Annotated in this window: 13 protein-coding genes; 7 read left to right on the forward strand and 6 right to left on the reverse strand. The window is 51.8% G+C overall.

The annotated features are described in order from the left end of the window. The first annotated feature begins 53 nt into the window (after window positions 1–53). The gene (locus tag Q9L42_RS01020) at window positions 54–215 is read left to right on the forward strand and encodes a hypothetical protein (RefSeq protein WP_349431748.1); all 162 of its coding nucleotides are present in this window, start codon (window positions 54–56) and stop codon (window positions 213–215) included. A gap of 53 nt (window positions 216–268) precedes the next feature. On the opposite strand, the gene Q9L42_RS01025 is transcribed toward Q9L42_RS01020, so the two are convergent. The 4 genes from Q9L42_RS01025 to Q9L42_RS01040 all read right to left on the reverse strand — a co-directional run bounded on the left by Q9L42_RS01025 (window position 269) and on the right by Q9L42_RS01040 (window position 4,645). Beyond that, the gene (locus Q9L42_RS01025) at window positions 269–604 is read right to left on the reverse strand and encodes a hypothetical protein (protein WP_349431749.1); all 336 of its coding nucleotides are present in this window, start codon (window positions 602–604) and stop codon (window positions 269–271) included. A gap of 542 nt (window positions 605–1,146) precedes the next feature. Then, the gene (locus tag Q9L42_RS01030; RefSeq protein WP_305906477.1) at window positions 1,147–2,184 is read right to left on the reverse strand and encodes a sodium:calcium antiporter; all 1,038 of its coding nucleotides are present in this window, start codon (window positions 2,182–2,184) and stop codon (window positions 1,147–1,149) included. Next, window positions 2,177–3,085, reverse strand: a complete 909-nt coding sequence (locus Q9L42_RS01035) for a vitamin K epoxide reductase family protein (RefSeq protein ID WP_305906476.1) — start codon at window positions 3,083–3,085, stop codon at window positions 2,177–2,179. The genes Q9L42_RS01030 and Q9L42_RS01035 overlap by 8 nt, the downstream gene beginning before the upstream one ends. A gap of 21 nt (window positions 3,086–3,106) precedes the next feature. Beyond that, window positions 3,107–4,645, reverse strand: coding sequence for an NAD-dependent epimerase/dehydratase family protein (locus Q9L42_RS01040; protein WP_349431750.1), 1,539 nt, complete (start codon window positions 4,643–4,645; stop codon window positions 3,107–3,109). A gap of 741 nt (window positions 4,646–5,386) precedes the next feature. Between Q9L42_RS01040 and Q9L42_RS01045 the strand changes: the two genes are divergently transcribed. From Q9L42_RS01045 to Q9L42_RS01070, 6 genes are all read left to right on the forward strand, one after another. Then, window positions 5,387–5,674, forward strand: coding sequence for a hypothetical protein (locus Q9L42_RS01045; protein WP_305906474.1), 288 nt, complete (start codon window positions 5,387–5,389; stop codon window positions 5,672–5,674). Between the two features lie 59 nt (window positions 5,675–5,733). Then, window positions 5,734–6,195 carry a hypothetical protein gene (locus tag Q9L42_RS01050; RefSeq protein ID WP_349431751.1) on the forward strand — a complete coding sequence of 154 codons (462 nt, stop codon included), beginning with the start codon at window positions 5,734–5,736 and terminating at the stop codon, window positions 6,193–6,195. Window positions 6,196–6,419: 224 nt separating this feature from the next. Continuing rightward, on the forward strand, window positions 6,420–6,797 hold the full coding sequence (locus tag Q9L42_RS01055) for a DUF4398 domain-containing protein (RefSeq protein WP_305906471.1): 378 nt from the start codon (window positions 6,420–6,422) through the stop codon (window positions 6,795–6,797). Window positions 6,798–6,825: 28 nt separating this feature from the next. Beyond that, a complete protein-coding gene (locus Q9L42_RS01060) occupies window positions 6,826–7,647 on the forward strand; it encodes an OmpA family protein (protein ID WP_349431752.1) in 822 nt (273 codons plus the stop codon). 312 nt (window positions 7,648–7,959) lie between these two features. Continuing rightward, entirely contained in the window at window positions 7,960–8,349 is a 390-nt protein-coding gene (locus Q9L42_RS01065) for a hypothetical protein (protein WP_305906468.1), read from the forward strand. A 441-nt stretch (window positions 8,350–8,790) separates the two neighbouring features. Then, window positions 8,791–8,913, forward strand: coding sequence for a hypothetical protein (locus tag Q9L42_RS01070; protein WP_305906467.1), 123 nt, complete (start codon window positions 8,791–8,793; stop codon window positions 8,911–8,913). Between the two features lie 151 nt (window positions 8,914–9,064). Here Q9L42_RS01070 and Q9L42_RS01075 read toward each other — a convergent pair whose 3' ends face one another. Continuing rightward, window positions 9,065–10,084: a dihydroorotate dehydrogenase-like protein gene (locus tag Q9L42_RS01075; RefSeq protein ID WP_305906466.1), complete on the reverse strand. Its 1,020-nt coding sequence runs from the start codon at window positions 10,082–10,084 to the stop codon at window positions 9,065–9,067. Next, window positions 10,081–13,674, reverse strand: coding sequence for a pyruvate:ferredoxin (flavodoxin) oxidoreductase (nifJ, locus tag Q9L42_RS01080; protein ID WP_305906465.1), 3,594 nt, complete (start codon window positions 13,672–13,674; stop codon window positions 10,081–10,083). The genes Q9L42_RS01075 and nifJ overlap by 4 nt, the downstream gene beginning before the upstream one ends. Between the last annotated feature and the right edge of the window lie 39 nt (window positions 13,675–13,713).

Raw genomic sequence — 13,713 nt, forward strand, 5'->3', positions numbered from 1 at the left:
GCGCCCGCAGACCGGTGAATGGCCCGCTAATGAAGAAATCAGACGAGACAGCGATGGATTTTTTCCGGAAAATGGCCTGGGTTGATCAAAATGAGTGTGGCAAAAGTTGGGTATCGGTTGAAAAAAAGGCTTTTTCTGTCAGACACTACATAGTCAATATTATTCTGTCGGCAATTGGGAATGTAGGTGCAGATTTAGCCGCGCAATGCGAATAAATTCGCACCTACCAAATTCCCTTATATCGCGCTCAAAAAAGGCATGGGGCGTGTTAGGCGAGGATGTCGGCAGCAAGGATGCTGCCTTCAAGCCCCCCAGGGTTACCCAGCAGGACTACCTCATTAAATGAATGGCAAAACAGAAAATTAACAACAAATACGCCTAAAGGAAGCGCACCGTTTTTGATGCGCTTCAAACTGTTCGGCACATCCGAAGACAAGGCTACATTGGCATGCAACAGGATTCGCCGCCAGGCAATCCGCCTGGATACGCACAACGGCCAATTTTGTCCCGGTGGCGGTTTTTGGCGGCTTGCTTCGCGAAGCCGCCCTACGATGCGCAAGGGTGTGCTGACGATAGGAAGCGCACAGTTTTTGATACGCTTCACACTGTTCGGCACATCCGAAGACAAGACGGTGCTATGCGTAGGAGCGCCGCCCTTGGCGCGAAAAGCAAGTAGTCCGCATGTCGCTATGCGAACTGCAGGTCAACGAGGTCCTGAACGATTCAACCGTGACTAGAGTAAGTTATACGTTTGGGGCAAGGAAGGCGGAAATGTAGAAAATGCAGGAGCAATTTTACCTGCAAAATAGGCATTTCCACCCTCCCTGGCGGTCAGATTCCGTGCTCAAGCCTACATGGACGTATTCACCCAGCACCTAAATTCCATAGGCTAATGGCTGCGATAAATCATCTTCGTTTATTTAGGTGCTGGGTGAACGGCGTCTTCTGGAAGCGCTACCTGATACTACAGGCTGGTTTCTTAACCCGAACTCAGGTTAAACACAGTAAATATGCTCCATATAGGGGAATTGCCGACACCTACCAAGTACCCGTCATATATAACATGACTGAGTACTAAGTATACGCTCCGATTCGATTCTCAGCGCGGTCAACAATAAAGGACATTGGACTATCTCGATGCGAGGTTTATCGGAGTTGAAAAAGTATCATCATGCTGCCGAGATAACTCGCCAAAACCAGCAATGAATCGATGCCAATGCCGAACACTTTCATTCTGGGACGCATCAAAAGGCCGGTGCAATAAATGCCGGTCATGAAAATGCCGGCCGCCAGCGCAAAAGCGGCGGACCGGTCCATGTGATTTAATACCGGGCCTTTAGTAAAGAAAACATCGACCGGAAAAACCAAAAATGTCATAATCAGATTGCTGCCGAAGATATTGGAAATCGCCATCGTATGGGCTTTCACCCGTACGGCAGCAACCGAAGTACTTAACTCCGGCATAGAGGTGGCCATCGCCAGCAAGGAGACCCCGATAAAACTATTGCCCAACCCTGTCTGAACCGCCAGGGTTTCAGCCACCCGCACGACCAAAACCCCGCTGATTAAAATCAACAAACCAGACCTCGCCGATAAAACGGTCAGTTTTCGGACCGGCGTATTATCATAATGATTATGCCGTTCACGGCCGCCCTTTCCTCTGTCCGGCAAATCAACAGGCGACCAGGTGTCTCGGTTTTGTCCCATCCTGATAAGGTACATCGAGACTATGTACAATAGCGCGATGATCGTACTGCCGACGCCGACATTAACAAGCAACACCATATCGCGGGTGACATAAAAAGCCAACAACAGCGACAGGCTGAGTATCGATAACAGTCCGGCAATAGCCACGGTCGGCTTACGCGGGAAAGAAGTCAGCGTGCCGTTCAAGACAAAAAAATCGGCGATGGCCAGCACCGCGAGTTGAAGCATCATGCCGCCGAACATGTTGTTTAACGCGAGAACGCCATTGCCGGACGATGACGCCGTCAACGTAGTTACCATTTCCGGCAATTCGGTTGCCGTCGCCAACAGAATCAAGCCCAGAAATGCCCTGGCCAGTTCTGTCTGCTCGGCGATCGAATCGACATAGTAAGACAGACGCGTTCCAGCCTTCCATATTATCCCGGCCAATCCGGTAAATATCAGCAGGTTAATCGCTGTTGGAAAATGTTCAAACAATGGCTTTGTCCCATAAACCGTAAGTGTTTTTAATGGCCCCACGCGGGAAGCTAAAACAGATTAACAGCAAGGCGCATATGACGCTGGATATAATCGCAACCAGCCCGGCGCCATAGATAAAAGGCGTTACCAGCAGTGCGGCGCCCAGCGGAATAACCAGAAACCGGAGGGTACGGCCCGATTCAGCCAGAGCCGTGATCGCAATGGTCACCACCAGAGCGCCTATCAGATGATCGGCGTTAGCCATGCCTCCTTCCGCCCCCAACGTCAGTCGCGTAAACATCAGCCAGACGCCGATGCCAATACAAAGCAACAAATTCCACGGCAGAGTCAGGCCCCCGCTGAGCATATCCCTGATCACCGCGCCGGGCGATTGTTCAAAATTATCTTCCTTGTCCTCCCATTTGCCCTCATCGGTATCGCCGGTGAAGAAAATACGCAACAAGGGCCGCCCTTGTTTCTTACGACGATAGAGAAATTCAGAGGTCGCAACCAATTCATCCAGGGAATACGGAATTTGAATCAGCATCGCCGCCGCAGCGATCAGGCAAAGTGAGCACCATGTATCGATCAGAATGGGCTGGATGATGATAAAAAATATCGACACCGCGCCTAACGGCACAATCATAATCCCGAACAGCATCACCAACCATGGCATCGTACGCCACCGACGCGAAGACCCCATGACGCCGGTCAAAATTTCCAGCGCGTAGGTCATGGCTCCCAGCCCCGCATCAGGCACCGGCCAAGCCTTAGATATGTAGGACGTGATGATTTCTTCGGTGCCGTTTTGAGGGTCTTGCGCTGAACCGCTAAAAAAAGGCTCCCATATGCCGTCGATATGTCCAAGCTGATAGGCGCACAGATAACGGGAAATAAAAAAACCGATGAAGGCCAACACAATAATCGGCAGGCGTTGAAATCAGCCCGACGGTGAAAACGTCCAACCTGGCGGGATCGTCGGCCCAGTTTCTGCGGCAACCGATGCCACGCCAGGCACAGGGCGTGTTAACACGGAAAAACCGATAACCAGCATGCCGATTAGGGTATCATTGAGATAAGACACGGCTGTCGGCGCCCAAAAGATCAAAGGCGCGCATAAAAGCCACAAGCCGACGCCGCCGGCCAACCAGCGGACCGGTCCCAAACGCCAAGACAAGGAAAGTAAGGATAAGAACAATAACGCGATGCCGGAGCCGATATTGCTCAACACCATCGCTTGTGACTGATAGCCCAGGGTCATCGGTGCGGTCATCAGCCAAAAAGCCAATCCCATATTTAAAAAATGCGCCCAAAGATGTTGCCGGTGCTGTCTACGATATTCGGCTTCGTGTTTTTCTCTAAGTTGATGAGGATTTTGGTTTTTCTCTTCGGCCGTCGCAATCCAATCGGTTGGCAGGATATGGTTGCGTCGATACCACGCGGCCGGGTCCTCCTTAAGGCTTTGCACAAGGCTTGCCAATCCGTCATAAATTTTATGTCGGGGCTCCCAGCCTAATAATTCCCTAGCCCGACTGATATCGAGATCGTAATGATCCGAGGCTAGATCGATCATGAAAGGTTTGATAAACGGCTTTTTACCCTGGTCAAACGCATCGGGGATCAACGGTTCCGTCTTGTTTTCTAACCAGGCTGCGGGCTTGGCAATCAGCTCAGGAAGACTGAATGTGCTCCATGCCTTCTCCCCAAAGACTAATTGACCGATGCGATTCTGCAGTTCTCGATACCCCATAACTTCATCCTCACCGGCCAAAATGACGCTGTTTTTCGGCAAGTCATTGCGACGATCAACCACCTGAGTAAAAAGCTCAACCAGATCGTCTTTATGAATGAAGGCCTGCCCTGCCATCAAGTCGCCGGCATAGAGATGGCTTTTAAGCTCACGCTGATAAATTCGAGCTATTTGATAAGCCAAGGTCGGCACCGCACTGTCATCGTCATATAAGCCCGCCAAGCGAAGGATGGTATAGGGCATGTCTCCGCATTCCTGTTCAATTTGCCGCTCCGCCTCGGCTTTAGAGCGCGGATAAGCCCATTTCGGCTTCAGCCCTGTCTCTTCGTTAATTTTTTGTCCCGGCACGCCCGGTTCATGCACCAGCATCGTGCTCGAATAAATAAAGCGCTGAACGTCAAAACCATCGAGGGTCTTCAGCAAGCGTCGCGTGCCTTCGACCGTGACGCTATGATAAAGGGGGTTGTCTTCACCACTGAAATCGAAATATGCGGCAAGATGAATAACCGCAGCTATTTTGTCGCCGTATCGCTCGCGTATTTTATGGAATGCCAACTTGATGGAGTCGTCAGAACTTAAGTCACAGGCAAAGCTATCATCGGCTTGCACGCTAGGGGTTCTATCAAGCCCGACGACACGATACTTCTTTGTTAAAGTACGGCAAAGCGCCGAGCCTATATTGCCCGAAGCGCCCGTCATCAGGATAAGCAATTTACTGTTTTTGGCCATATTCTCCCCTATCATTAGCAACTCCTTGCTATTTGAATGCTGATTAGTTGCATACGTCATCACTATGCGCTACTAATGTTCAAATCGGGAAAATAGTTCCGTTCTTCGGATAAAAAACTATGGCTATAAACAACCCACAGTTGAATTTGACCTAGGCTATCCTATTGGATTTTCAATGCTGTCGACAGCCAGGCAAATTTTGCTCCTCGACAACTGCGCCTGCGTCGCTTAAAGCACCTACTGTTGGTGCTCTACTACACGTCATCCTTGGCATAATTGCAGAATCTGCATTTCCGCCCTCCCTTATGGTCTACCTCACCTGTTCCAGGCGTGTGTTAGCATTCCCACCATCCATGGCCGCCAAAGACTGTCGTCAAGTTTACACCACACATGGATGTGTCAGTACAACGTGAAGCATGCGCTGTGAGTTGCCATGGACATATTCTAGCCATGTCTTAAACGCCAAATAGGCAGACAACCGCAATAGATAAAAAATAATGAGGAACTCTTCTGCTCTATAGGCGTTGGTTGCAGAAAGAGCAAATAAATTTTTATGCTTTGATGCCGTTGCGATGAAATCATCGCAAGTCGAAAAGAATCATTTATACGTAGAACCTTTCCAGCAGCAAAGCAGTCAATCAATATGCAATCTTAAAAAGGCAGGTTTAATTTTTTGTTGCATTCACTCAGTCCATGATGATTGGACTGGTTTTTCATTCACTAAGAAACGAGAGCACCGAAATGAATAATCGTGATGAGTATGTAAACAAGATGAAAGCTAAACTCGATCAATGGAACGCCGACATCGAAAAATTGGAAGCTCAGGCAAAGGAGGCGGGAGCCGACATGCGCATCGAGCATGAACAGGAAATTAAGGCCCTCAAAGCGCAACGCGACGAGGCCGCTAAGAAACTGGAAGAATTACAATCTGCCGGCGAAGATGCGTGGCAAGATATCAAGTCAGGCGCGGAATCAGCATGGGATTCCCTAGACAGTGCGCTAAATTCGGCGACTAAGCGCTTCCAATAGCCTTGCCCCGCGCTCCTCTAATAACTGACACTTCCCATCCGCAACAACGAGGCAAAGACGTGAAAAGCAATTATCTTATAAGCATTTTCCTGGCTATATTGATAGGCCTTATTCCGCTTGCCCACGCTAAATCAGACGCCGAAAACACGACAATCGAAGCAGTCAACCAAGAAACTCAAGAACTGCTCAAAACATTAAAACAGTACGGCAGCGATAAGCGTGACGAGGCGATCAAAAAAACCCAAGAAGCGATGACTAAACTTGACCAGCGCCTTAATCGGTTGGAAACGCGCATCAACAATAATTGGGATCAAATGGATGAAGCCGCTCGGATAAAAGCGCGTTCAACAATGAAGGCATTGCGTCAAAAACGGATAGAATTGGCGGAAAGCTTCGGCAGTTGGAAAACCAGCTCCGCGAGCGCCTGGGAGCATATGAAGGAAGGCTTTTCGGAGGCTTATCAAGATCTTCAAAAATCTTGGAACAAGGCTAAAACCGAATTTAGCTCGAACAACGAATAACAAACACGAATTGAATGAGTTCATGCTTCATTAATCAATACCTTCGATTAATGAAGCATTTGAACTGATAGTCTTTACGAATGTAGTACGAATCAGGCTGTCAGTGCTGTTTTAAAATGATTTCAGCACTAAACCGCCGGCCCACCATTTTCTAACAGGTTGTTAATTCATAAATTGCGCGGGCTGCGAAATCGAACATTAACCGTTGCGTTAGGAGTATGACCATGAACAAACGAAATCCTATTATCGCTTATACCGCCATTATGGTCATCAGCGGAATCACCGTCGGATGTAGTAATGGAAGACCGCCGTTGGAAAAAATATCTTTGGCCGAACAAGCCTTGAAGCAAGCCGAGAATAAAAATGCTCGAAGTTATTCTCCCTTGGAAATGCGGCTCGCTAGTGAAAAAATCGAGAAAGCCAAGGAAGCCATCCATCAAAAAGACTTTGAAACCGCCCGGCGATTAGCGGAAAAAGCGGAAATTGACGCCTTAGCTGCCGAAGCCAAGGCCGATTCAGTCAGGGCCAAAGCCGCCATCGACGAATTGAAGGAAAGCATCGAAACACTCAGGCAAGAAATTAAATACTCAAGCGATCAATAACTTCCATTCGGTTTCTAGGAGAAGAATTATGAAATCCAATCTATTTATCCAAGGAACAATAACGATTTTATTCGTCAATATGACTCTGCTTTCGGGCTGTGCTACCGAACCCTTGCCGGCATTGGAAGAGGCGCGGCAAGAAGTGACACAGGCACGTAATGATCCTAATGTTGCCGAAAATGCGCCTGTAGCCCTGTACGACGCCGAACAATCGCTAAAAGAAGCCGACCAACTATGGGAAGCCCAAAAAGATGAAGACGAAGTCGAGCATTTAGCATACTTAACCAAAGGAAAAGTCGCTATTGCTAAATATACGGCGCAACGTAAAGTTGCTGACGACCAACTTAAAGTACTTGAAAACACCCGTAAAAAATTAATCCTCGAGACCCGCAAAAATGAAGTCAAAGAGGCCCGCAAGGAAGTACAAAGCCTCGAGGAACAACTCAAGGACTTGAAAGCAAAAAAAACCGATCGCGGCTTAGTGGTGACTATCGGTGATGTGTTGTTCGATACCGGCAAAGCCGATTTAAAATCAGGCGCCTTACAAAACCTATATCGCCTAGTCACTGCGCTTAAAGCTTACGAAACTCGTAATGTATTGATCGAAGGCCATACCGATAATGTCGGTAGCGAAGAATACAATATAAATTTATCGCGGCAACGTGCTCAAGCAGTTGCTAATTTTCTGTTATCTAATGGCATTGAGGCATCCCGCGTCATCACCCAGGGTTATGGCGAAGCTTATCCGGCAAGCTCCAACAATACGGCAATTGGCAGACAACAAAACCGACGTGTGGAGATTATTATTCTCGATGAAGGCGAATCGCATGAGAAATATTTGCGCCACTAGCAGCATAAATAACGCTCATCATTTCAACAACTATATTAGCCGAAGCGGCTAATCCCGAGTTTCGGAAACATCGGGGTAGCCGTGGGTTATTGACGATTATTCTTCCTAACTTAACCGTTAGGAAATTTTTTCTGCGTCAGGAGAAAACGAACTGACGTCATCTCGGTCACATCACGGGTACTGACTCAAACTTGAGCTGGCAGTTATCCTTTTTTGCAACACATCCTAGCGACCATGAAATATTTCGAGATATTCGCATCACTCATGTATTTGATTGCCGCGGCCAGTTTGACCATCTTATCTTTTTTAATCATGGCATGGTCCGTTTATGACGCCGCCATGGCGTTGAAGGAATTTTCCCTACTGATTACGCAAATCCTAGAATCCGTTGGCGCCATCATCATCTCTATCGCCGTTCTCGATGTCGCCAAATACTTGGTCGAAGAGGAAGTCACCCGAAATAAGGAACTACGCTCGCCGTCGGAAGCGCGAAAAACCATCACCAAAATCTTCGTCATCATCTCTATCGCGGCCGGCATGGAAGGCTTGGTCTATATCTTCAAAGCGGGAAACGAGAATATCGCCCTATTGATCTATCCGGCGCTGTTGATTTTATTCTCCTCATTGTCCATCGTTTGCCTCGGCATCTATCAAAAATTCAGCATCAGCGTCGAAGAAACGATTCAAACAGACGATGAATAAGCCGCCTCGCCGTCCATCAGACACATGTGTCAATGGCCATTAAAGGGTTCTGCGGGGCGGGTTATTTAACCCGCCCCAAACGTTTAACTTACTCTAGTCACGGCTGAACCGTTCAGCACCTCGTTGGCCTGCATTTCGCATAGCGTGCGGACTTGCTTTTCGCGCCAAGGGCGACTGCCCGTAGGAAGCCCGCCCTCGGGCCGAATGGCTCTTTTCGCGCCGAGGGCGGGCGCTCCTACGCAAAACACCGTCTTGCCTTCGGATGTGCTGAGTGCTAGCCCTACCCCCATCCGGCATCGGACTGGACAAGGCCGATTTCCACGGTAGACTGCAATCAAGTCTAGTATAACGATACCGCGTTAACGGTTACGTGACGCTTCGAGGTCACGGGGGTATTTAGATACCATCTATCGTCAATCCCGATCCGGGGAGGAGAGCATCATGGGTCTTTATTATCGAGGCACATCGCAAGGCATGGGCGCATTTTTTGATATGTTTTACCAACATCCGATATTGATGTTGCTGGTCATCATCGGCGTCGTCGGCATCGGCGTGTTTGCCTAGCTCAGAAAAAACTCGGGCAACCGCTCCCAGTTGTAAGCGATATCAACCGGCCAAGCCTCTATGCCTCTCATCGGCGGCAAAGCAAGACTGGCCGGTAAGCTCAAGAAGCGGGATTAACGCGCTATCAAGACTCATCTATTTACATCCAACGCTATCCCCTCATTCCACGCGCCCGGCTGTAACCATCCAACAGGTTGATATAATTGGAGCGTTCGAAAATCTCCGGATTGGAACAGCGGTATTGGCTGAGATGGCCTTTAAGTTCGGCTATCGAAGCGTATTCACCCTCCTCTAGCCAGCGCAGCAGATGCGTTTTGATCGTCCCCAGATATTCCGGCCCCCGATCGAGTAAAACCGAACACATCTGCACGACATCGGCGCCAGCCAGCACCATCTTCAGCACATCGTCGGCGCTGCGCACACCGCTGACCGCGGCCAGCGAGAGCTCGACCTTGCCGTAAAGCAAGGCCAACCAGCGCAACGGTAGTTGGCCGTCGGCCGAAGTAGACCATTGCAATTGCGAAGTGACTTGTAAAGCATCGAGGTCGATATCCGGCTGATAAAAGCGGTTAAACAACACCACGCCGTCGGCGCCGGCCCTCTCCAAGCCCTTGATGAAATGTCCGAGACCGCTGAAATAAGGCGACAACTTCATCGCGATCGGAATCGACACCTGTTTGCGCAATTCCCGCAGTAATTCCAGATAGCGAGCTTCGACCGCGGCGCCGGGTTCGTTGATATCGGCGGTTAGATAATAAACGTTCAATTCCAACGCATCGGCGCCGGCTTCTTGTAGTAATTTGCCATGCTCGACCCAACCGTCCAGCGACACCCCGTTCAAGCTGGCGATCACCGGAATATCTAGGCTGCGTTTGAGCGCGGCCAACTGTTCCAGATATTGTTCTAGGCCATGCTGGAACTGAGTATCGAACGGCAGAAAACTGTCCGCCTCGCCATGGCCTATGCCTTGATTGATCATGAAGCGGGCGGTTTCTTCCTCCTGCTGACGCAGCTCTTCCTCGAACAACGAAAACATCACGATGGCCGCCGCGCCGCCATCCTCCAGTATGCGCGCCGAATCGAGACTACGCGACAACGGCGAGGCGGAAGGCACCAATGGATTGGACAGTTGCAGCCCTAAATATTCGGTGCTCAAATCGATGCTGTTCATGATTTTGACTCCTCGTGTCCTTCCGCGCTCGGGAATACCTTGTCGGCCAGTTCGCGGTAATGTCGGTAACGGTCATTTACATCCTGCTGAGATTGGCGCATGAAACGTTCCGAGGCATCGGGATGGGTGCGACCGAGCATGCTGAAACGGGCTTCGGTCATCGCATAATCGCGATACGGAATGGATGGCTTCCGACTATCCAATTGCAGAGGATTCTGACCCTGCTCCGCCAATCTTGGATCATAGCGCAACAAGGGCCAATGGCCGCTGCGCACGGCCAAATCCTGCTGGCGCAAATTGTTGGAGAGATCGACGCCATGAGCGATGCAGGGACTGTAAGCGATGATCAGCGAAGTGCCGGGATAAGACTCGGCTTCGAGAAACGCCCGCAAGGTCTGGGTGTCCTTGGCGCCGTAGGCGATCTGGGCGACATAGACGTGTTCATAATCCATCGCCAACCGCGCCAGATCCTTCTTCGGCGTGCTTTTGCCGGCGGCGGAGAACTTGGCGATGGCGCCGCGCGGCGTCGCCTTCGAGGTCTGGCCGCCGGTATTGGAATACACTTCGGTATCGAGCAGCAAGATATTGACATCGCGGCCGGCCGCCAACACATGGTCGAGACCGCCGTAACCGATGTCGTAGCCCCAGCCGTCGCCGCCGACGATCCAGACACTGCGCTTGATCAGCGTGTCGGCGACGGCGAGTAATCGCGCCGCAGCATCGTCATTCAAGGCTTGCAGTCGTTGCTTCAATACCCCGACCCGTTCGCGTTGTTCGTAGATGCCGGCCTCATCCTGCTGTTCGGCGGCTAGTATCCCATCGGTCAGCTCCGCGCCGACTTCATCGCGCAACGTCAGCAACAATTCGGCGGCATATTGCCGTTGCTTGTCGATCGCGACGCGCATGCCCAGACCGAATTCGGCATTGTCTTCGAACAGCGAATTCGACCAGGCCGGTCCACGGCCTTCGTGATTTTTACTCCACGGCGTGGTCGGCAGATTGCCACCGTAAATCGACGAGCATCCGGTGGCGTTGGCGACCACCATGCGGTCGCCGAACAACTGTGTCGCCAGCCGCAGATAAGGGGTTTCGCCGCAGCCGGCGCAGGCGCTGGGAAATTCGAACAACGGCTGCAAGTGCATGGCTTCGGGAATCTTGTTGTGGTGCAGCGCAGTGCGGTCATACTCTTCGATGTTTTCGAAAAAACGCCAGTTGACGCTTTCCTGTTCGCGCAGCGGCGGCTGCGGCTTCATGTTGACGGCCTTGCGCTCCGGATTTTCGCGGTCCCGAATCGGACAGACATCGACGCACAAGGTGCAACCGGTACAGTCCTCCGGCGACACCTGATAACTAACCTGTAGATCGGGGAAGGCCTTACTCAACAGCGGCACATGCTTAAAGCTTTCCGGCGCATCCTCGACCTGCTCCGCGGTGAAAATCTTGCTGCGGATCACGCTGTGCGGACAGACAAACACGCATTTGCCGCACTGGGTACAGATGTCGGGTTCCCAAACCGGAATCTCCAGCGCCAGATTGCGCTTGTCCCAGCGCGAGGTGCCGGTCGCGAAAGTACCGTCGGCGGCAAATTCGCTGACCGGCACGCTATCGCCGCGCCCCGCCATCAATTCGGCGGTGACCCGTTTGATCGCTTCCGGGGCATAATCCGGCACAGGCGACGGCATGTCGAAATCGCTATCCACTTCGCCCGGCACCTCGACCCGATGCAAATTGGCCAGCGCCTCGTCTATCGCCATCAGGTTGGCGTCGACGATGCGCTTGCCGGCCTTGACATAGGTTTTCTGCACGGCTTGTTTGATCGCGGCTATCGCTTCTTGTTCAGGGATGATGTCGGCCAACGCGAAAAAACAGCTTTGCATGATCGTGTTGATCAGCCGTCCGAGACCGCAAGACTGGGCGATCGCATAGGCGTCGATCGTATAGAAGGCGATGTTCTTGTCGATGATCGCGGCCTGCATACCGCGCGGCAACGAAGCCCACACCCGATCCGCCGGTAGCGGTGAATTGAGCAGGAAGGTCGCGCCGGACGCAGCCTTATCCAACATCGGATAACGCTCCAGAAAAATCGATTGATGGCAGGCGACAAAGCCGGCCTCGTCATCGCCGATCAAATAGCTGGAGCGGATTCTTTCGCTGCCGAAACGCAAATGCGATACCGTTACCGCACCGGCCTTGCGGGAGTCGTAAACGAAATAACCTTGGGCGTAGCCCTGGGTTTTATTGCCGATGATCTTGATCGAGTTTTTATTGGCGCTGACCGTGCCGTCGCTGCCCAAGCCGTAAAAAACCGCGTTCACGGCGTTTTTACTGGCATCGGTGCGGAAGCTCGCATCCCATTCCAGGCTGCTGTGGCTGACGTCGTCATGAATGCCGATGGTAAACTGATTCTTGGCTTGGTCGCGGTCCAATTCGTCGAAAACCGCCTTGACCATGGCCGGGGTGAATTCCTTGGACGACAGGCCGTAACGACCGCCGATCACCTTCGGCAACCGGGTAAAGCGCGGTGCGCCGGTCATCGCATCTTGCGCCAAGGCCGTCACCACATCCTTATATAACGGCTCGCCGTCGGCGCCAGGTTCCTTGGTCCGGTCCAACACCGCGATCGCCTTCACCGTAGCCGGTAAAGCCTCAAGCATGGCCTCGGCGACGAACGGTCGAAACAGACGCACCTTGAGCACACCGACTTTCTCGCCCCGATGGCTCAGATGCGCGACCGTCTCCTCGGCCGTTTCGGCCGCCGACCCCATCAACATGATCACTCTCTCGGCGTCTTCGGGACCGACATAATCGAATAAACGATAACGCCGGCCGGTCAAATCGGCGAACTTGTCCATGGTCTTCTGGACGATGCCCGGCATGGCCTGGTAATAGGGATTGACCGTTTCCCTGGCCTGAAAAAACACATCCGGGTTTTGCGCCGAACCGCGCAGCACCGGATGTTCCGGCGATAGGGACCGCCGTCGGTGCGCCGTCACCCACTCGTCATCGATCATCGCTCGCACGATATCACGGTCCAGCGACTCGATAGTGGCGATTTCATGGGAGGTGCGAAAGCCATCGAAGAAGTGCACGATCGGAATCCGCGCGGCCAAGGTCGAGGCCTGGGCGATCAGCGCAAAATCCATCACCTCTTGCACCGAATTGGAAGCCAAAAACGCGAATCCGGTGGCGCGCGCCGCCATCACATCGCTGTGGTCGCCGAAAATCGACAAAGCCTGGCTGGCAATCGAGCGGGCCGCGACATGAAAAACGGCCGGGCTCAGCTCCCCGGCGATTTTGTACATGTTCGGGATCATCAGCAACAATCCTTGCGAGGCGGTAAAAGTCGTCGTCAAGGCGCCGTTTTGCAAAGAGCCATGAATCGTTCCGGCGGCCCCGCCTTCGCTTTGCATCTCGATAATGCTAGGGGTCGTGTCCCAGATATTTCGGCGCTGTTCAGAAGCCCATTTATCGGCGTGCTCGCCCATCGGCGAAGCGGGTGTGATCGGATAAATCGCGATGACTTCATTGCTTAAAAACGCGGCATGGGCGGCGGCTTCATTACCGTCGATCGTGATCTTGGAATTGGGCATAACGCTATCCTTTCAGCTGGAGTCAATGTTCGACGCTTA

This window comes from Methylomarinum sp. Ch1-1 (genome assembly GCF_030717995.2).
Lineage (GTDB): Bacteria > Pseudomonadota > Gammaproteobacteria > Methylococcales > Methylomonadaceae > Methylomarinum > Methylomarinum roseum.